Annotated in this window: 14 protein-coding genes and 3 pseudogenes; 6 read left to right on the top strand and 11 right to left on the bottom strand. The window is 74.1% G+C overall.

The window, feature by feature from the left end:
- Positions 1–2814: pseudogene (locus tag VR45_RS23765) on the top strand (hypothetical protein); the annotation flags it as partial.
- 19 nt (positions 2815–2833) lie between these two features.
- A complete protein-coding gene (locus VR45_RS23760) occupies positions 2834–3598 on the top strand; it encodes a phosphodiesterase (protein WP_045941859.1) in 765 nt (254 codons plus the stop codon).
- Here the strand turns inward: VR45_RS23760 and VR45_RS42620 are convergent.
- Together VR45_RS42620 and VR45_RS23750 are read right to left on the bottom strand one after the other, a co-directional pair.
- The gene (locus VR45_RS42620) at positions 3574–4044 is read right to left on the bottom strand and encodes a hypothetical protein (RefSeq protein ID WP_159394332.1); all 471 of its coding nucleotides are present in this window, start codon (positions 4042–4044) and stop codon (positions 3574–3576) included. The genes VR45_RS23760 and VR45_RS42620 overlap by 25 nt on opposite strands.
- A gap of 204 nt (positions 4045–4248) precedes the next feature.
- Positions 4249–4944, bottom strand: a complete 696-nt coding sequence (locus VR45_RS23750) for an FCD domain-containing protein (RefSeq protein WP_045941852.1) — start codon at positions 4942–4944, stop codon at positions 4249–4251.
- Between the two features lie 159 nt (positions 4945–5103).
- Between VR45_RS23750 and VR45_RS23745 the strand changes: the two genes are divergently transcribed.
- A complete protein-coding gene (locus tag VR45_RS23745; protein ID WP_045941851.1) occupies positions 5104–5658 on the top strand; it encodes a gluconokinase in 555 nt (184 codons plus the stop codon).
- 14 nt (positions 5659–5672) lie between these two features.
- Positions 5673–7049, top strand: a complete 1377-nt coding sequence (locus tag VR45_RS23740; RefSeq protein WP_093864707.1) for a gluconate:H+ symporter — start codon at positions 5673–5675, stop codon at positions 7047–7049.
- A 79-nt stretch (positions 7050–7128) separates the two neighbouring features.
- Here the strand turns inward: VR45_RS23740 and VR45_RS23735 are convergent, their stop codons facing one another.
- The 9 genes and pseudogenes from VR45_RS23735 to VR45_RS47160 form a co-directional block, all read right to left on the bottom strand.
- Positions 7129–7599: a hypothetical protein gene (locus VR45_RS23735; protein ID WP_045941849.1), complete on the bottom strand. Its 471-nt coding sequence runs from the start codon at positions 7597–7599 to the stop codon at positions 7129–7131.
- Entirely contained in the window at positions 7599–9602 is a 2004-nt protein-coding gene (locus tag VR45_RS48925) for an amidase domain-containing protein (protein WP_234326095.1), read from the bottom strand. The genes VR45_RS23735 and VR45_RS48925 overlap by 1 nt, the downstream gene beginning before the upstream one ends.
- Before the next feature lie 198 nt (positions 9603–9800).
- A pseudogene (locus tag VR45_RS47165) lies at positions 9801–11676 on the bottom strand (DNRLRE domain-containing protein); the annotation flags it as partial.
- Positions 11677–11991: 315 nt separating this feature from the next.
- On the bottom strand, positions 11992–13587 hold the full coding sequence (locus tag VR45_RS23725; RefSeq protein WP_045941848.1) for a glycerol-3-phosphate dehydrogenase/oxidase: 1596 nt from the start codon (positions 13585–13587) through the stop codon (positions 11992–11994).
- 151 nt (positions 13588–13738) lie between these two features.
- Positions 13739–15259: a glycerol kinase GlpK gene (glpK, locus tag VR45_RS23720; RefSeq protein ID WP_045941847.1), complete on the bottom strand. Its 1521-nt coding sequence runs from the start codon at positions 15257–15259 to the stop codon at positions 13739–13741.
- 91 nt (positions 15260–15350) lie between these two features.
- Positions 15351–16070, bottom strand: coding sequence for an MIP/aquaporin family protein (locus VR45_RS23715; protein ID WP_233290517.1), 720 nt, complete (start codon positions 16068–16070; stop codon positions 15351–15353).
- A gap of 367 nt (positions 16071–16437) precedes the next feature.
- Entirely contained in the window at positions 16438–17202 is a 765-nt protein-coding gene (locus tag VR45_RS23710) for an IclR family transcriptional regulator (protein ID WP_045941846.1), read from the bottom strand.
- A 160-nt stretch (positions 17203–17362) separates the two neighbouring features.
- The gene (gene mmuM / locus VR45_RS23705) at positions 17363–18337 is read right to left on the bottom strand and encodes a homocysteine S-methyltransferase (RefSeq protein WP_078896777.1); all 975 of its coding nucleotides are present in this window, start codon (positions 18335–18337) and stop codon (positions 17363–17365) included.
- Positions 18283–18447, bottom strand: coding sequence for a hypothetical protein (locus VR45_RS47160; protein ID WP_159394331.1), 165 nt, complete (start codon positions 18445–18447; stop codon positions 18283–18285). The genes mmuM and VR45_RS47160 overlap by 55 nt, the downstream gene beginning before the upstream one ends.
- A 190-nt stretch (positions 18448–18637) precedes the next feature.
- Here VR45_RS47160 and VR45_RS47965 point away from each other — a divergent pair.
- Positions 18638–19565 (top strand): annotated as a pseudogene (locus VR45_RS47965) (NUDIX hydrolase); the annotation flags it as partial.
- A 112-nt stretch (positions 19566–19677) separates the two neighbouring features.
- Positions 19678–20105 (top strand): NUDIX domain-containing protein (locus tag VR45_RS23690; protein ID WP_045941854.1); only part of this gene is annotated, 428 nt, incomplete at its 3' end.

Genomic DNA, 20105 nt, shown 5'->3' with positions numbered 1-20105 from the left:
GGCCAGGCCCTCGCCACCGAGCAGCGCACCGCCGCCCTGCTCGCCACCGAGCCCCGGCTCGCCGACCTGCTCTCCCTGACGCCCTACCAAGAAGATGCCGAGGAGGACGCCGGCTTCCTCACCCCCGCCGTCCTCGACCGCAACGCCGAGTACCTGCGCGAACTCCTCGACGAGTCCATCGCGACCGCCGAACGCACCCTGTTCGACCTGCGCACCGCCGCCGCCGACGACTCCCGGATCCTCGCCGCGCTCGGCGACGGCGGCCTGCTGCCGCCCGGACCTGACGTGCTCGCCACCGTCGAGTACCTCGCCGAGCACGGCATCCCCGCCCTGCCCGGCTGGCGCTACCTGGCCCAGTCCGTCGACCCGGCCGACCACGAGGCGATCCTCGCCGCCCGCCCCGAACTCGTCGACGGCGTGGTCGTCACCGACCCGAGCTCGCTGGAGCGCGCCCGCGAGGCGCTGGGCTCCGCCGCCCTGCTGCCCCGCTCCACCGTCGCCGTCGGCGCCGCCGCCTCGCTGATCGCCCCGATCACCGACGAGCCGGCCTTCTTCCTCGTGCCGCCGAACCCGGCCATGCACGACGAGTCCGCCGCCGACGACGAGCGCCGCGAACTGCGCGCCCGCGCCACCGCCCGCGAGGAGCACATCCGCGAACTCGCCGCCCGCCTCGGCGGCGACCGCGCGCTCGCGGCCCGGCTCGCCTCCTGGCACGCCAGCTGCCCGCCCGGCACCCTCGCCGAACGCGCCGCCGCCGCCGAGGCCGCCCGCGAGCACGCCGAGCAGGCCGCCGCCGCGCTCGCCACCCTGCGCGCCGACCACGACGAGGCCGAGGCCGACCACGCCACCGCGGCCGCCGCCCACGAGGAGCACCGGGAGGGCGCCCAGCGCGCCCGCCGCCGCGCCGACGCCCTCTCCGGCCTCGCCTTCCGGCTGCGCGAGCGCGCCAACTGGAGCCGCCGCCGGCGCGAACTCGCCGAGGATGCCGCCGAGTGCGACCGCCGCCGGACGCTGTGCGCCGAGCGCGCCCGCACCTGCGACGAGGACCGCCGGGCCGCCCAGCGCGCCGCCGACGACGCCCGCCGCACCGCCCGCACCCTGCGCGCCGAGCGGGCCGAGATCGCCGCCGCCGAGCAGTCCGAGGAGCCCGCCGACACCGCCCCCGCCGCGCTGCCCGCGCTGCGCGAGGCCTACCGCTCCGCCTCCCAGCTCTACGAGAAGGTCGGCGTCGGCGCCGACCTGCGCGCCGAGCAGGCCCGCGCCGAGGGCGACGAGGCCGCCGCCGCGACCGAACTCGACCGCCTCACCAACAAGGTCCGCACCCGCGCCGAGGAGCTGCTCGGCAGCCCCGACGGCGCCGACGGTCCGGCCCGCCAGGCCGCCGCCGCCCGCGCCGAGGAACTCGTCGCCACCATCGAGGCCCGGGCCGCCTCGGCCAGTGAGCAGCTCGGCCGGCTCCGCGGCGAGGCCGAGCGCTCCGCCCCCGCCGACGGCGAGGCGCACACCGAGCTGCCCGAGGAGCTCGTCCCCACCGACCCCGAGCACGCCCAGACCCTGCTGCGCACGGCCACCGGCCGGCTCGCCGAGCGCCGCGAGGCCGTCGACACCGCCCGTACCGCGGCCGCCGACCTCCAGCGCACCTTCGACGCCGCCCAGTCCGCCGCTGCCGACTTCGACGAGCACGCCGGGCAGCTCCGGGACGGCCTGCGCGAGCAGGAGGAGGACGGCCCGGCCGTCGAGCCGTACCTCGGTCCGCTCGCCGACGCCCGCACCGCCGCCGCCGAGGCCCGCCGCGCCCTGCGCACCGCCGCCGGGGAGCTGTCCGCCGCCGAACTCGCCGTCCGGGACGCCTCGGACGCGCTGGTCCGGCACGCCAACGCGGCCCGCTACGAGGCCGTCCGCACCCCGGCCCGGCAGCAGATCCGCGAACTGCCCGCCTCCGCGCTGCCCGACCACGCCGCCAACTGGGCGGTCGCCTTCGCCCCCCGGCTGCGGGTGCTGACCGACGAACTCGCCCAGCTGGAGCGCAACCGGGGCTCGATCGTCGACCGGCTGCGCGGACTGGTGGAGTCCTCGCTGACCACCCTCCGCGCCGCCCAGCGGCTCTCCCGCCTCCCCGAGGGGCTGGGGGAGTGGTCCGGCCAGGAGTTCCTCCGGATCCGCTTCGAGGACCCGGACCACGCGACCCTGGTCGAGCGCCTCGGCGAGGTCATCGACGAGGCCACCCGCGCCGCCGTCCGCAAGAACAGCGACCTGCGCCGGGACGGCATGTCGCTGCTGCTGCGCGGGGTGGCCGCCGCGATCGGCCCCAAGGGCGTCTCGGTGGAGATCCTCAAGCCGGACGCGGTGCTGCGCGCCGAGCGGGTCGGCGTCGGCCAGATGTCCGACGTGTTCTCCGGCGGGCAGCTGCTCACCGCCGCCATCGCGCTCTACTGCACGATGGCCGCGCTGCGCGCCAACGACCGGGGCCAGTCGCAGCTGCGGCACGCGGGCACCCTGTTCCTGGACAACCCGATCGGCCGGGCCAACGCCACCTACCTGCTGGAGCTCCAGCGCGCGGTGGCCGACGCCCTCGGCGTCCAGCTGATCTACACCACCGGCCTGTTCGACACCACGGCGCTGGCCGAGTTCCCGCTGGTGATCCGGCTGCGCAACGACGCCGACCTGCGGGCCGGCCTCAAGTACATCTCGGTGGAGGAGCACCTGCGGCCGGGGCTCCCGGCCCCGCAGGACCCGGACGGCCCGGCCGTCCACGGCGAGATCACCGCGACCCGGATGTTCAAGCGTCCGGCGGAGGTTCCCGCCACGTCCTGATCGGCCTACGGTGGACCGCATGCTGACGATCGTTCACTTCAGTGACATCCATCTGGGCCAGGACCACCACGGCGACGCGGGGGAGCGGGCCCGGCGGCGGGCCGAGCAGGTGATGGCGTACGTGGACGCCCTGCCCGGCCCGGTGGACGCCGTGCTGGTCACCGGCGACCTCGCCGACAACGGACTGCCGGCCGAGTACCGGGAGGTCGCCAAGGCGCTGACCTCCCGGTACCCGGTGCTGCTCTGCCCCGGCAACCACGACATCCGCGAGCCCTACCGCGAGGTGCTGCTCGGCGAGGAGCCGTCCGGCGGCCCGGTGAACCGGCTGCACGCGCTGCCCGGTGCCGACGTGCTGATGCTCGACTCCTCGGTCCCCGGCCGGCACGACGGCCTGCTCGACGAGGAGACCCTCGGCTGGCTGGACCGCACGCTGGCCGAGGGCCCGGCGGACCGTCCGGCGCTGGTCGCCTTCCACCACCCGCCGGTCACCCTGCACCTGCCGTACGTGGACCCGATCCGGCAGTTCGGCGAGGAGCGGCTGGCCGAGGTGCTGGGCCGTCACCCCCGGGTGCGGGCGCTGCTCTGCGGCCACGCGCACACCGCGGCGGCCACCGTGTTCGCCGGGCTCCCGCTGCTGGTCGCGCCGGGCGTGGTCTCCACCGTGCCGCTGCCCTGCGAGGGCAGGGCGGAGATCATCTTCGACCAGCCGCCGGTGATCGCCTTCCATCTGCTGGACGACGACGGGCGGCTGACCACGCACTACCGGGTGGTCGCCCCCGCCTGACGCGGTCCGGGGCCGCCGCCCGGGTGGGGCGGCGGTGTCCCGGGGCGCTGCGGCGGCTGCCCGTACGGAGGTTGCGGCTGCGGCGCCCGGGGGCGCGGCTGGGACGGCGTCGGGGAACGGGGCTGGGACTGGGCCTGCGACGGCTGCCGGTACTGCGACGGGCCGGCCGGAGTGCGGCTGCCGCCCATCGGCGAGGCGGAGTTCGGCGCGCGCACCCGCTGCGCGGCGACCTGGCGGGAGATCAGGATCTCCAGCAGGCACCACATCGTGCCGAACACCCCGAGCCCCATCGCCATCAGCGCCGGAGTCATCAGCCAGCTGTCGGCGTACGAGGACAGCGCCGCCACCACGATGCCCACCAGCGTGAACGCCAGGCAGAGCACCGCGCGGACGACGGCGGTCCGCACCTCGTCGGGAAGTCGGCGGCGACGGCGGGCGGTTGGCATCGGGCGACCCCCAGGCACGGAGCGGCGGCGGACGAGCGGCGGACGGTACGGCGGGCCAACGGCGGGGCGGGCGCCGTGAACACGCCCCCGCGCTCCACTCTGCCCAGTCGTACCCGGACTATGCGCACGAATCCCCCGAACTGATGCCAAATCGTGTGATCCGGCTCGGACCGTACCGAACGGCCCGCCGAATCCCCGGCGCGCTCAGCCGAGTTGGTGGTTCAGCTCGGTCAGCGCGCCCTCGACGATGGTCCGCATCGCCTGCTCGGCCCGCTCGGAGTCCCCCGCGCAGACCGCCTCGGCGACCTCGCGGTGCAGCCGGATCGCGTACGGCTCCGGCTGATGGGGCATCAGATGGTACTCGGTCCGGCCGGTCAGCACCGCGCCGACGGTGTCCCCGAGATGCGCGAACATCTCGTTGCGCGAGGCCTGCAGCACGGTGGAGTGGAACTCGATGTCGTGCCGGAGGAAGGTGGCGAGGTCGGCGGCGCGCGCCGTCATGGTCAACTCGACCGCCAGCGCGCTGAGTCGGCGCCGCTCGTCGTCGGTGGCGTGCCGCGCGGCGAGCGCCGCCGCGGCCGGCTCCACGGCCAGCCGCAGCGAGCCGAGCGAACGCAGCTGCGCGGAGCGGTCGGCGCCGGCCAGCCGCCAGCGGATCACCAGCGGATCGAAGACGTCCCAGCCCGACCGGGGCTGCACGGTGATGCCGACCCGGCGGCGGGAGGCCACCAGCCGCATCCCCTCCAGGATCCGGACCGCCTCGCGGACCACCGTCCGGGAGACGCCGAAGCGCTCCTCCAACTCCTCGGCGCGCAGCACGGTGCCCTCGGGGAGCTCCCCGGACGCGATGGCCGGCCCCAGTTCCGCGAGCAGTCGGCCGGGCAGCCCCTGGATCTCCATCCGGCCAGCCTAGTCCTCCGGAGGTGCCCCCACCTCCGTGCCCCCGGTCCCGCCACCTCCACCCGCCCGGCAAAAGTATGACGATTTGGTTTCCGGCACTTGAATACGTCATACCTTTGAGGCGATAGTGGCGGCCAGGCAACGAAGGAGCACCACCTCATGGCTCTCAGCGTCGAGAACCAGGACACCCCCCGCGCGCCCCTCACCGTCGTGGTGATGGGCGTCTCCGGTGTCGGCAAGACCACCCTGGCCCGCCTGCTGGCCGAACGCCTCGGCCTCCCCTTCGCCGAGGCGGACGACTTCCACCCGCCCGCCAACATCGCCAAGATGTCGGCCGGCATCCCGCTGGACGACGAGGACCGCGCGCCCTGGCTGCGCGCCGTCGGCGCCTGGCTCGGGGAGCGCGCCGAGGCCGGCACCGGTGGCGTCGTCACCTGCTCGGCGCTGAAGCACGGCTACCGCGACATCCTGCGCGCGGCCTGCCCGGACGCCTGGTTCCTGCACCTCAGCGGCCGGACCGGACTGGTCGAGGACCGGCTCGCCCGGCGCACCGACCACTTCATGCCGCCGTCCCTGCTCGGCTCGCAGTACGCCGCCCTGGAACCGCTCGGCCCGGACGAGCGCGGCGCCGTCCTGGACATCGGGCCGAGCCCCGAAGAACTCGTCGAGAAGGCCGCCGCCCTGCTGCGGCCCGTCAATGGAGACCTCGCGTGACCCCCACCCTCACCGTGCTCGCGGCCGCCCCACCGGTCCTCCCGCACACCGACAGCGACGGCCGGCTGCTGGTCGCCGTGCTGCTGGCCATCGGCGCCATCGTGCTGCTGATCACCAAGCTCAAGCTGCACCCCTTCCTCGCCCTGACCCTCGGCTCCGGGCTGCTGGCCGCCGTCGCGGGCGCGCCGTTCGACAAGCTGCTCAGCAGCTTCTCCACCGGTTTCGGCGCCACCGTGGCGGGCGTCGGTCTGCTGATCGGCCTGGGCGCGATGCTGGGCAAGCTGCTCGCCGACTCGGGCGGGGCGAACATCATCGCGGACACCGTGCTGTCCCGGTCCAGGACCAAGGCGCTGCCCTGGGCGATGGCGCTGATCGCGGCCGTGCTCGGCCTGCCGCTGTTCTTCGAGGTCGGCGTGGTGCTGCTGGTCCCGATCGTGCTGCTGGTGGCCCGGCGCGGCAACGTCCCGCTGATGCGGATCGGCATCCCGGCACTGGCCGGCCTCTCCGTGCTGCACGGCCTGGTGCCCCCGCACCCCGGCCCGCTGGTCGCGGTCGACGCGCTCAAGGCCGACCTCGGCGTCACCCTGGCGCTCGGCCTGCTGATCGCCGTCCCGACGCTGATCGTCGCCGGTCCGCTGTTCGCCCGGGTGGCCGAGCGCTGGGTCGGCCCGCTGGAGATACCGGAGACCGACACCCCGGTGGAGCCGGCGAAGCGCGAGCACACCCCCTCCTTCGGCGCCGTGCTGGCGACCATCCTGCTGCCGGTGGTGCTGATGCTCGGCAAGGCGCTGGCGGACGTCGTGATCGACGACCCGAAGGCGCTGCCGCAGCGGGTGCTCGACTTCGTCGGCTCCCCGCTGATCGCGCTGCTCGCCGCGACCCTGCTCGGCATGCTGACCCTGGGCCGGGCGGCCGGCTTCGACAAGGCCCGGATCTCGGAGACCGTCGGCTCCTCGCTCGGCCCGATCGCCGGCATCGTCTTCATCGTCGGCGCGGGCGGCGGCTTCAAGCAGACCCTGATCGACGTGGGCGTGGGCACCGCGGTCAGCGACTGGTCGTCGAAGTGGCACATCCCGGCGCTGCTGCTGGGCTGGCTGATCGCGGTGCTGATCCGGCTCGCCACCGGTTCGGCGACGGTCGCCACCATCACCGCGGCCGGTATCGTCGCGCCGCTGGCGGCGGACATGTCGTCCACCCACGCGGCCCTGCTGGTGCTCGCCATCGGCGCCGGCTCGCTGTTCCTGTCGCACGTCAACGACGCCGGCTTCTGGCTGGTGAAGGAGTACTTCGGGATGAGCGTCGGCCAGACCCTGAAGTCCTGGTCGGTGATGGAGACGGTGATCTCGGTGGTCGCGATCGCCCTGATCATGCCGCTCAGCCTGATCGTCTAGCCGGGCCGTCGGCGCGAGGACGCGGCAAGGGCGGGTGCTCCCGAGGGAGCACCCGCCCTTTCCGCCGTTCACGGCCGCGTCAGCGCAGCAGGACCCGCCAGGCCCCGCCGTCGGAGTCGGAGCCGGAGCCGTCGGAGTCGTCGGGGCGGAGCGTCAGCTCCTTGACCCGGCCGCTCCCGTGGAAGGTCAGCCGTACGGTCTGCCGGTTCGCCGGGTCGTCGCCGAAGTCGGCGCTGACCTCCCCGGCGGCGTCGGCCCCGTACGTCCGGATCCACTCCTCGGCCGCCGCCCGGCGCGCGTCGGCCGGGCCCTCGGCGGCGGCCAGCTTCACCAGCCGGTCCGCCGAGCCGTCGGCCAGCCGCCACACCACCTGCTGGACCAGGCCCAGCGTCTCCGGTACCGGGTAGCCGGTGACCCGGAGGTGCGGATGGGCGGCGTAGTCGGCCGCGTGCTCCAGCCGGGCGTTCCCGGCGCCGCTCGAACAACCGGCCAGCAGGGCGGCCGAGAGCACGGCCGCCAGCGCGGCCGTCACCGGCCGCCCCGCCGCCATCAGTTGGTCCCGAGCGGGCGGACGACGACGAACCACTCGATCGGGTCGTTCTTCTGCCGGTACCACGCCAGCACGTCGTTCAGGGTGGTGACACCCTGCCGGCCGTGCTGGCGCAGCTCCATCCGGGCACCCCAGCTGACCACCACGGCGGCGTGGTTGATCCGGCTCTCGTTCTTCCACTTGAAGAAGACGATGTCACCGGGCCGGGCGTCGGAGGTCCAGCGGAGCCAGGTCGAGTACCGGTTGTACATCAGGTGCCGGTGCAGGTTGGCCGCGCCGGCCCAGGTGTAGCTGCGGTTGATCCGCCAGCCGAACATCCAGTAGTCGTTCGTCCACCAGGCGCTGTCCCAGCTCTTGTAGCCGTAGCGGAAGCGCATGCCGCCGCCGTAGTACAGCGCCTTGGAGACGAAGTTGGTGCAGTCCTGCCCGTAGTCCCACTTGATCCCGACGTTGCGGCGGGCCCAGTCGGCGGTGCCGTTGTAGTTGTAACCGGCCTGGACGGCACCGGAGGCGGGCTGCGCGGGCTGGACCGGGAAGCCGTTGGCGTCCAGCGGGACGGCCTTCTGCGCCTCCGCCGGGTCGGTCGGCGTCGCGTCCGCGACCTCGACCTGCGCCTGCGCGGCGGCGGTGGAGGACAGCTTCTGCTGGGCCGCGAGGTCGTCGGCCTCGGAGACCAGCACGGCGGCGGTGCCGACGGTGAACTCGAACCGCTTCGGGCCCGCGCTCTCGCTGGGCGAGTCCACGCCGTCGGCCCGGATCATCACGGTGTCCTTGACGGTGGCCCGCACCACGACCTTGCCGGCCGTCTGCTGGTCGACCACGACGTCGGTCAGGGTGACCGCCGCGGCCGCGTACTGCTGGCCCTGGGTCGCCAGCGCCTCGCGGTTGGCGACCAGCGAGGCGTCCTGGGTGGCCAGCAGGTCGACGAAGACGCTGCCGTGCGCGGCCTCGGCGGCCGCCTCCGGCACGGTGAAGCCCGCCCGCATCTTGACCTTGTTGCGGGCGTCCAGGTACTCCTGCACGTAGCCGCGGTACTGGTCCGGGCCGCCGGCGGTCGGCGTGCCCTGCACCACGGCCGAGGCGACCGGAGCCGCGGCGCCGAAGCTGTTCCGGGCGGTCACCACCGCACGGTACGACTTGGTGTTGTCCAGGCCGGTGAACGCGGCCCGGATGTCGGCGGTGGCGATCTCCTGGACGAGCACGCCGGCCGAGGTCTCGACCCGGACGGTGTAACCGACGTCGCCGACCGAGCCACGGTCGGTCGGGGCGTTCCAGGCGACCACGAGACCGGTGTCCCCGCCGGTGGCGGTGACCAGCTCGGCGGCGCCCGGCGCGGTCGGCGCCAGGTAGTCCAGCGTCAGCTTCGGGCGCTGCGCCGGGTCGGCGGCGGTGGCGGAGAAGTACCGGGCGACACCGGTCGAGCCGGTGGCCGGGCGCAGGGCCAGCCCGTAGGCCTCGCCCTTCTCGATCCAGGAGCCGGCCAGTGCGGCCAGGTCGGTCTCGGACAGCTTCGCGGCGGAGGCGTAGCTGTCGACGCCCGCGGCGGCGACCAGCGCGGCGCCGCCCTGGGCGGGGGCCCAGGCCGATCCGAGCTGGAACACGTCGACCGAGGTCTCCTCGCAGCCGGGCGTGCCGGCGGCGCAGTCCGAGCGGGTCAGCGCCAGCTTGCCGCCGACCACCCGGGAGCCGGCCGGGACGGCCGACAGGTCGGGCTTGAGCCAGCCGGTCCAGCTGCTGCCGTCCGGGGTGGTGCCGATCCGCAGCTCGGCGGGGTCGGCCGCCGGGCAGGCGCCGGTGTCGCAGCCGCCGCCGGCGGTGGCCGCCGAGGCGTCGGTGAGCGTGGCGCCGGTGAACGAGACCGAGGTCGCGGCCGGCGGGACCGGCGGGGCCTGGACCCGGACGGCCAGCGGCTGGTCGGCGCTCCAGGCGGAGCAGCCGACGGCGGTGCAGGCCCGGGCGGCCCAGGTGTAGTCGGCGCCGTCCGTCAGGGCGCCGGTCGGCACCTGGACGGTGGCGCGGCTGCCGCTCTCGGTCCACGCGGGGGCGAGCGCGGTGGGCAGCGGCTGTCCGTTCGAGCCCTTGAGCACGAACTCGGTGCGGACCCGGCCCTGGTTGGGGTTGGTCGCCAGGGCGGAGAGCACCGGCGTCAGGGTCTTGTCGGCGCCGGTCTGGAGCGCGGTGGGCACGTCCGGCAGCGGGCTGACGGTGAAGGTCACCCAGGGGGACCAGGTCAGGTTGTAGTGCAGTCCGTCGTACGGCGAGCTGCGGAAGCGGTAGGTGTGCCCGTACTCCAGCAGCCCGGCCGGGACGGTGACCTCGGAGGGGGTGCCGCTGGGCACGTAGCCGGAGACGTTGACGGCGCCGACCTGGGCCCCGGAGATGGCGTCGACCAGCTGGAAGGTGCCGGTGACCTTGTCGCCGTCGGGGTCGACGAAGGTGTCCCGGAGCACCGGGGTGGTGGTCTCGACCCGCCAGGTGCCGGTGCCGTCCTGGAGGTGCCGTCCTGGAGGAACGGCGGGCCGGCCTGCTGCTTGGTGCCGGTGCGCGGGCGGTAGTTGTAGTTCACCGTCAGCTTGGGCACGTTGCTGGAGGCGTTGGCGGAGTTCACCTCCTTCCAGTACTTGGTGGAGACCTCGTCGGGCGCGCGCAGGCCCATGCCGGAGGTGCTGTTCTTGGCCGAGGCCCAGGTCTGCACGAGGTCGGTGACGTTGGCGTTGATCCAGCCGTCACCGCCGCAGGCGTCGCGGCCCTTGGTCTCGGTGGAGCTGCCCTTCTTGGCCTTCCAGGCCGGCTGGGCGGTCCAGCGGGAGGCGGTGGACGCCAGCCCGGTGTCCCAGACCTCCCAGGTGTAGGGCTGGCAGTCGCTGTTGCCGGAGTGGAAGTTGTACAGCGACAGGGTCGCGCTGGAGACCAGCGCGTCGGCGATGCCGGCGGTGTTCCAGTTGATGAACGCCCGGGCCTCGCGGGAGCTGCCGTCGGCGTTCTTGGTGCCGGAGTTGCCCCAGTAGATCTCGGTGTCGGCCGACCAGTCGACCGTCTCGCCCTTCTGGACCCGGGTGTCGAAGGCGTTGCCGAGACCGGCGGTCGCCGGGTCGACGGTCACCGGGTAGACGGTGGCCGGGTCGGCGAGGAAGGCCGCGTCCGGGGTGAAGACCAGGTCGACGGTGTCGCCGTGCTGGACGACCTCCAGGCCGACCCGGGCCTGCCGGGGGTGCTCGCTCGATCCGGGCGTGGTGGTGGCGTCCCACATCACCGGCGCGGGCAGCACGGCGCGCTTCTGGCCGTTCTTCCGGTCGGTGAACAGCACGCTGCCGTCCGGCTGCGCCTCGGCCTTGGTGCCCTTGGCGCGCAGCGGCATGGTGTAGGTGTAGCCGTGTAGGTGTAGCCGCCAGTGGCCGGGCGCTGCTTGAGCAGCACGAACTGCTCGAAGCCGGTGCGGGTGGCCTCGACGACGAGGTCGCCGGCGCCGTCGCCGATGGCGTCCCGGTAGGTGGCCCGAGTGCCGTTCAGCTCGGGCTTGGGCAGGCCGCCGCGCCACTCCAGGGCGAGCTGGTCGTCACCGGAGCCGAGCGAGACGAGGGTGCGGGCCGCCTCCGCGCCGGCTGCCTCCGCGCCGGCCGGCGCCGCCTGGAGGGCCTTGGACTCGGCGAGCGAGCGGGGGCGCTTGCCGCCCGCGCCGGCCAGCTTGAGGCCGTTGGGGTGGGCGGCGGGCGCCACCGAGCCGTCGGCGGCGGTCTTCAGGGTGAGGTCGACGTCGGCCCACTTGCCGTCGCGCAGGAAGCGCACCGGGCCGGCCGACAGTTCGGTGGTGAGGGTGCCGTCCGGGTTCGCCCAGGTGGTGGAGGTCTCGTCGCGCTCGGAGACGGCCTCGATCCGCTTGCCGGTCTTCTGCGCGGCGGCCCGGGCGGTGCCGATGCTCAGCCCGGGGTCGAGCGGGGCAGCCGTGGGGGGCTTGCCGGGGGTGGGCTTGGCCTGTGGCTTGGCCGCGAACGCGACCGGTGCCCCGGCGCCGAGCACCAGGGCCAGGGCCAGCGCGGCGGCCGGTGGACCGCTCAGGGTCCTTCTTGAGACATGCATGGGGGCTCCTTGACTCGCTCTTGAACGGGAGCGATGCGCGGAGCATAGGAAAGATCAAATGGCAAGCTGATCATGACAAATGGTGCAAAGCATCCCATTGCCTGAACATTTCCCGGGAATGGTGATCCGATCGAGACGCACCGTACGCGAACGGCCACGCTTCGACGTTCCCGCAGGTCAGGGGGACGGCGGGGCGGTGGCGACGGGCGGTGGCGGGCGGGCACGCCGAAGGGCGGGCACCCCCCGCTCCGGGGTGCCCGCCCTGCGAATCGGGTGACCGTGCCGGTCACCCGCTCCGTCCTACTTGGTCCCGTCCTACTTGGTCCCGTGCTTCGCCAGGAAGGTCTCGACCTCGGCCCGGATCTCCGGGGTGTCCAGACCGCGGACGGTCATCGTGGTGCGGCGGCGCAGCACGTCGTCGGCGGTGTACGCCCACTCGTTGGCGGCCGCGTAGGCGACCTGCGCCCAGACGTCCGGGCCGTCCTCGTGGATCGGCCGGCCCAGCTCCGGGTTCTCGTCGATCATCCGGGCGATGTCGAAGGACAGCGTGCCGTAGTGGCTGGCCAGGTGCTTGGCGACCAGCGGCTCCATCCGCGAGCCCGGGTCCCGGTCGATCAGCAGGCGGTGCGCGACGGCGTTCGGCGCGCCGACGCCCGGCAGCGGGACGGTCGGGGCGATCGGGGACATGTCCTCGCCGAGGGAGGTGCCGGGCACGTGGGCCAGCTTCTCCAGCACGGTGCGGCCGATGTGGCGGTAGGTGGTCCACTTGCCGCCGGCGACCGACAGCATGCCGCCCTTGCCCTCGGTGACGACCGTCTCGCGCTTGGCGGCGGCGGTGTCGCCCGGGCCGCCGGGCAGCACCCGCAGGCCGGCGAAGCTGTAGGTGATCAGGTCGCGGTCGATGTGCTCGTCACGGATCGCGTGCGCGGCCTCGCCGAGGATCTGGTCGACGTCCGCCTCGGTGGCCCGGACGTCCTTCGGGTCGCCGGTGAACTCCTCGTCGGTGGTGCCGAGCAGGACGTGGTCCTCCCACGGGATGGCGAAGGAGACGCGGTACTTGTCGATCGGGATGGTCAGCGCGGCGCGCCACGGCGAGCGGCGCTTGACCACCACGTGGGCGCCCTTGGACAGCCGGATCGACGGCGCGGCGCCGGTGTCCTCCATCCGGCGCAGGTGGTCCACCCAGGGGCCGGTGGCGTTCAGCACCAGGCGGGCATCGACGCCGAACTCGGTGCCGTCCAGGCGGTCCTTGAGCTCGGCACCGGTGACCCGGCCGCCGGTGAAGCGCAGGCCGGTGACCTCGGCGTGGTTCAGCACGACGGCGCCGGCCTCGACCGCGGCGCGCACGGTCATCACGGCGACCCGCGAGTCGTTCATCTGGTGGTCGCCGTAGACGGCCACCGAGCGCAGGCCCTCGGTGCGCAGCGCGGGCACCTGCTGGGCGGCGTGCGCGGCGGTGGAGACCCGGCCCATGCCGTCACGGAAGGCGGAGAGCGCCGAGTAGAGGAAGACGCCGGCGCCGAGCTTGGGCGCGCTGTGCGGGCCGCCCTTGTAGACCGGGACGAAGAAGGTCAGCGGGTTGACCAGGTGCGGGGCGACGTCGGTGGAGAGCACCCGGCGCTCCTTGTGGTTCTCCGCGACCAGCTTGACCGCGCCGGTCTGCAGGTAGCGCAGACCGCCGTGGACGAGCTTGGAGGAGGCACTGGAGGTGGCACCGGCGAAGTCGCCGGCGTCGACCATGGCGACCTTCAGGCCGGCCTGGGACGCGGTCCAGGCGACGGCGGTGCCGAGGATGCCGCCCCCGATCACCAGCAGGTCGTAGGTGGCCTTGCCGAGCAGCTCGCGGGTCTCGGCGCGGGAGGCGGTGCGGCCGGCGGTGCGCTCGGCGCCCAGGGTCGGGATGGTTGCCATGGTGTGTGTACGGCGCGCGGGTCGGGCGGCGCCGTTACTCCTCTCGGTGTGCGTACGGCCTCTGTGCGGAGAGACCGGGTCGGCCCGGTGCGGCGGGCCGGTGAAACGGGAGCGGGCCGGCCGGGGCACTGGGCCCCGACCGGCTTCGCGATCAGTTGTTCTCTTCCTCCTCCACCCAGCCCATGGTGCGCTCGACGGCCTTGAGCCACTTCTTGTACTCGCGGTCCCGGGTGGCCTCGTCCATGCGGGGCGTCCACTCGGCGGCGCGGTGCCAGTTGGCCCGCAGGGTGTCGAGGTCGTTCCAGAAGCCGACCGCCAGGCCCGCCGCGTAGGCGGCGCCGAGGGCGGTGGTCTCGGCCACGTACGGGCGCTCGACCGGGGCGTCCAGGACGTCGGCGATGTTCTGCATGAGCAGGTTGTTGCTGGTCATGCCGCCGTCGACCTTGAGGGCGGTGAGCTCGACCCCGGAGTCCTTCTGCATGGCGTCGACGACCTCGCGGGTCTGCCAGGCGGTGGCCTCCAGGACGGCCCGGGCCAGGTGGCCCTTGGTGACGTACCGGGTGAGTCCGGCGATCACACCGCGGGCGTCGGAGCGCCAGTACGGGGCGAACAGGCCGGAGAAGGCCGGGACGAAGTAGGCGCCGCCGTTGTCCTCGACCGTGTTGGCGAGGGTCTCGATCTCGGCGGCGGTGGAGATGATGCCGAGCTGGTCGCGCAGCCACTGGACCAGCGAGCCGGTGACGGCGATCGAGCCTTCCAGGGCGTACACCGGGGCCTGGTCGCCGATCCGGTAGCCGACCGTGGTCAGCAGGCCGTGGTACGAGTTGACGATCTTCTCGCCGGTGTTGAGCAGCAGGAAGGTGCCGGTGCCGTAGGTGGACTTGGCCTCGCCCTCGTTGAAGCAGGTCTGGCCGAACAGCGCGGCCTGCTGGTCGCCGAGCGCGGCGGCGACCGGGACGCCCGCCAGGTCGCCGACGGCCTCGCCGTAGATCTCGGCGGAGGAGCGGATCTCCGGGAGGACGGCCATCGGCACGCCCATCGACTCGGCGATCTCCTCGTCCCAGGCCAGGCTCTTGAGGTTCATCAGCATGGTGCGGCTGGCGTTGGTCACGTCGGTCACGTGCTTGCCGCCGTCGACACCACCGGTGAGGTTCCAGATGACCCAGGTGTCCATGGTGCCGAAGAGGATGTCGCCGGCCTCGGCGCGCTCGCGCAGGCCCTCGACGTTGTCCAGCAGCCAGCGGATCTTCGGGCCGGCGAAGTAGCTGGCCAGCGGAAGGCCGGTCTCGCGGCGGAAGCGGTCCTGGCCGACGTTGCGGCCCAGCTCGCGGCAGAGCGCCTCGGTGCGGGTGTCCTGCCACACCAGCGCGTTGTGCACCGGCTCGCCGGTGTTCCTGTCCCACAGGACGGTGGTCTCGCGCTGGTTGGTGATACCGATCGCGCGGATGTCGTCCTTGGTCAGGCCGGCCTTCTCCAGCGCGCCGCGGACGACCGACTGCACCCGGGTCCAGATCTCGGCGGCGTCGTGCTCGACGTAGCCGGGCTGGGGGAAGATCTGCCGGTGCTCCTGCTGGTCGACGGAGACGATCCGGCCGTCGGCGCCGAAGATGATGCAGCGGCTGGAGGTGGTGCCCTGGTCGATCGCGGCGATGTAGTTGCCAGTGGAGGTCATGAGGGTCCTCGGCTCAAGAGGTTGGCGGGGGGCGGTGGGCCTGACTCTCAGGTCAGTCCCCGTGCTCGGGTGGGGCGGAAACCCGGGGGGATCAGAACGCGGCGTGGTACAGGCCGCCGGCCAGCAGACCGCCGATGATCGGACCGGCCACCGGGATCCAGGCGTAGGACCAGTCGGAGCCGCCCTTGTTGGGGATCGGGAGCAGCGAGTGGACGATGCGCGGACCCAGGTCGCGGACCGGGTTGATGGCGTAGCCGGTCGGGCCGCCGAGCGAGAGGCCGATGCCGACCACGGTGAAGGCGACGATCAGGATGCCGGTGCCGGAGAGGCCGAGGCCCTTGGTCAGGCCCTGGGTGAGGATGGCCAGGCAGAGCACGAAGGTGCCGATGATCTCGGTGAGCAGGTTCTGGACCGGGTTCCGGATCTCGGGGCCGGTCGAGAAGATGCCGAGGGTGGGCTCCTGGTTGGCCTGGAACTGGCCGAGGTAGGTGAGCCACACGAAGACGGCGCCGATCATCGCGCCGAGCAGCTGGGAGCCGAGGTAGATCGGCACCTTGCTCCAGTCGCCGCTGTCGACGGCGAGGGCCAGGGTGACGGCCGGGTTCAGGTGGGCGCCGGACTTCGGAGCCGACATGTAGGCGGCGATCATCACCGCGAAGCCCCAGCCGAAGGTGATCGCCAGCCAGCCGGCGTTCAGGGCCTTCGACTTCTTGAGCGTCACGGCGGCACAGACGCCACCGCCGAGAAGTATCAGGGCGGCGGTGCCGAGGGTTTCGCCGACGAAGATGTCGCCGTTGGAGAACGCGGACACAAAGACTCCCTTGTCCATATGGCCCGGAGGTGCGGGTGGGGGCAGGGGCCGGGCGGATCGCTGGGCGGGTGAGCGCTCTGTGGGATGGATTCGCACGGCCATCGTTCGACAATGTCGACCGTCATGCGGAAGCTTCCTCCCCGGGTCGCCCTCTCGTCAAGGCCGGGTTACGCAGCTGTGACCCTTGGCTCGCCGCGCTACCCGTAGTCACTGAACGGATCATCGCAATTTTGGACAAAACGGTAAGGCGCGGACGGGCATTTCGCCCGTCCGCGCCTCAGCGTGAACGTTTTCCTGTGGTACTGCGGGCCCGCGGCCGGGCGGCCGGGAACGGTCCGAACCGGGCGGAACCGGGCCCTCGGCGCGGTCAGAACCGCCCGGCGCCCAGATCCCGGGAGATCGCCCTGGCCGCGCTGCGCACCGAGGCGACCAGCGAGGGCTTCACGAAGCCGTCCTCGCAGACCCGCTCGACCGCGCCGCTGATGCAGACCGCGCCCACCGGATTGCGGCGCCGGTCCTGGATCAGCGCGCCGATCGAGGCCACGCCCTCCCAGGTCTCCTCCACCGCGTCGGTCCAGCCGCGCTCACGGGTCAGCGCCGCCTCGGCGTCCACGTCCGCGGCCTCGGTCAGCGTCCGCGCGGTGTACGACTCGAACGGGCCCTCGCCCAGCTCGCCGCGCGCCACCGGGTCGTAGGCCAGCAGCACCTTGCCCAGCGCGGTCGAGTGCAGCGGCTGCATCGAGCCGACCTCCAGCACCTGCCGGGTGTCGTCCGGCCGGAAGACGTGGTGCACGATCAGCACCCCGCGCTGGTGCAGCACGCCCAGGTAGACGGTCTCCCCGGACGCCCTGGCCAGGTCGTCCGCCCAGACCAGGGCCCGGGCGCGCAGCTCGTGCACGTCCAGGTAGCTCTGGCCCAGCCGCAGCAGCTCGGCGCCCAGCTGGTACTTGCCGCTCTCCGGGTCCTGCTCGACGAAACCCTCCTGCTGGAGGGTGCGCAGGATCCCGTGGGCGGTGCCCTTCGCCAGGTCCAGCGCCGTCGCGACCTCCGACAGGCCCAGGCGGCGCTCGCCGCCGGCCAGCAGACGCATGATCGCGGCGGCCCGGGAGAGCGACTGGATCGGGCCGGGCATTGGTACCTCCGCGCGGACAGGCGGTCGACATTGTCGACCGCAGTGGTAACGGCACGAGTCTGCCAGGCCGTCGCCGTTCCGTGCACCTTCCCCCTCGGTAACCTGCGTCGGCCGACCCGGTCGTGCGCCCGCGCACCGCCGCCCGTCAGGTCCCGGCGTCCTACCGGCCGGTGCCCTTCCGGCCCACGCCCTGCTCCCCGACGTCCTGCTCCCCGACGTCCTGCTGGCCGGCGTCCCGCTCCCCGGTCGCGGCGGCCACCCCGGCGGCCACCGCCCGGATCCCGGCCGGACCGACCCGGCAGCAGCCGCCCACCAGCCGCGCCCCGTCCGCCAGCCAGCCCGCCACCCTGGCCCGGCCGTCGGCCCGCGGAGCCCCGGCGGCCCCGAAGGTCGGCTCCCCGCACCACTCCCCGGCCGCCGCGTCCCAGCCCTCGCCGCTGTTCGGATACACCACCACCGGCTTCCCCGACACCCGCGCCGCGAGCGCCACCGCCCGGTCCGCCTCCTCCGGCGCGCAGCAGTTCACCCCGACCGCCACCACCTCCTCCACCCCGGCGGCCAGCGCGAAGGCCTCCGCCAGCGGCTGCCCGGCCCGGGTCCGCCCGTCCGCCGCGGCGAACGACAGCCAGACCGGCACCCCCAGCCCGCGCACCGCCCGCAGCAGCACCCGCGCCTCGTCGACGTCCGGCACCGTCTCCAGCGCCAGCACGTCGGGACCGGCCGCCGCCAGCACCTCCAGCCGGGGCCGGTGGAACGCCTCCAGCTCGGCCGGCGTCAGCCCGTACCGGCCCCGGTACTCCGAGCCGTCCGCCAGCACCGCCCCGTACGGGCCCACCGAGGCCGCCACCCACCGGCGCGGCCCGGGCAGTCCGCGGGCCGCCTCCCGGGCCAGCTCCACGCTGCCGGCCATCAGCCGGGCGGCCGCCGCCCGGCCCACCCCGCGCCGGGCGAAGCCGGCGAAGCTCGCCTGGTAGCTCGCGGTGATCGCCACCCGCGCGCCCGCCTCGAAGTACGCCCGGTGCGCCGCCACGACCGCCTCCGGCGCGTCCGCCAGCAGCCGGGCCGACCACAGCGCGTCCGTCAGGTCGAACCCGGCCGAGGCCAGCCGTTCGGACAGCCCGCCGTCCAGTACCAGCGGCCCAGCGGCCCGGCCGCCAGCGCGGCCGCGAAGTCCGGCGGGGCTGCCGAGTCCGGCGGGGGAGGGGCGGCGGGAGCGGCGGGCCGGTCGGCCCCGGCCTGGTCCATCACGTCCTCCTCGGGGCGGTCGGCGTCCCGGCTGCTCCGGAGGACGCCCTGGTCACAGGGTAGGAGCGGCCGGCCCGGGCCGGGGTGGAAAACCATTTGCCGCAGAGTCAAGGGATCGCTACGTTGTGCTCAGACCGAGAAGGACGGCCGCCCGTCGCCGCGGGCCCGGCGGGGGAGAGGAGCGTGCAGCGTGGACACCACCGAGCAGGAGTGGCTCGCCGCCTACGATCCGCGCGCCTTCACCCCGGTCGCCGTCACCGTGGACGTCGTCGCCCTGACCCTGCGCCAGGGCCGGCTGCACGTCCTGCTCGTCGAGCGCGCCCTCCCGCCCTACCAGGGGCGCTGGGCCCTGCCCGGCGGCTTCCTGCGGGCCGGTGAGGAGAGCCTCGACGACGCCGCCGCCCGCGAGCTGGCGGAGGAGACCGGCCTGCCCGGCACGGTCGGCGCCGAGGCCGCCCTCAGCCGGATCCACCTCGAACAGCTCGGCAGCTACGGCGTACCCGACCGCGACCCGCGGATGCACGTCATCTCCGTCGCCTACCTCGCCTTCGCCCCCGACCTGCCCGACCCGCAGGCCGGCAGCGACGCGGCCCACGCCGCCTGGCACCCCGTCACCGACCTCGACCTCCGGCCCGTCGGCCGGTCCGAGTCCGCCGGTGCTCCCGCCGACACCCACGGGGGTGGCGTCGGCGGGAGCACCGGCCCCACCGACCCGGGGCGGGAGCACCGGCCCAACCGACCCGGGGCAGCCCACCGAGCCCGCCGGTCAGGCCGAGCCCCCGGCCGCGGGGGCGCCCACCCCGATCGAGCTCGCCTTCGACCACGCCCGGATCCTCGCCGACGGCCTCGACCGCGCCCGCGCCAAGATCGAGTACAGCCCGCTGGCCACCGCCTTCCTCCAGCACGACTTCACCATTCCCGAGCTGCGCGCCGTCTACGAGGCCGTCTGGGACGAGAAGCTCCACCCGGGCAACTTCCACCGCAAGGTGCTCTCCGTCCCCGGCTTCGTCGAGGGCACCGGCACCACCACCGAGCGCGGCGGCGCCCGCGGCGGCCCCCGGGCCCGCACCTACCACGCCGGCGACGCCAGGCTGCTCCACCCGGCCCTCCTCCGCCCCGCCCAGGGCGAGCAGTCCGAGGAGTCCTCGCACCAGCCGCCCCAGGAGCCCTCCCCGGGCCGGATCACCTGACCACCACCCCGTTCCCGGCCGCCCGCACTACCATCCGGCCATGACGACTCAAGAGGCCGGCACCGTGCGCCAGCAGCCCAACTCCCACTGCCACTTCTGCGGATCCCCCTACCCGCCCGGCACCGACGGCTGGCCCCGGACCTGCTCCGGGTGCACCGAGATCAGCTACCGCAACCCGCTGCCCGTCGTCGTCACCCTCCTCCCCGTCACCCGGGGCGACAGCGCCCCCGGCCTCGTGGTCATCCGCCGCACCATCGAGCCCGGCTACGGCGAACTCGCCCTCCCCGGCGGCTACATCGACTACGGCGAGAGCTGGCAGCAGGCCTGCGTGCGCGAGCTGCGCGAGGAGACCGGCATCCTCGCCGAGCACACCGACATCACCCTGGTCGCCACCGACTCCGACACCCGCGGCGGCTTCCTCTGCCTCTTCGGCCTCCTCCCCGCCCGCCCGCTCACCGCCCTCCCGCC

It is taken from the genome of Streptomyces sp. NRRL S-495 (assembly GCF_000966955.1).
GTDB lineage: Bacteria > Actinomycetota > Actinomycetes > Streptomycetales > Streptomycetaceae > Kitasatospora > Kitasatospora purpeofusca.
This window is presented reverse-complemented; position numbering and strand designations above follow the sequence as displayed.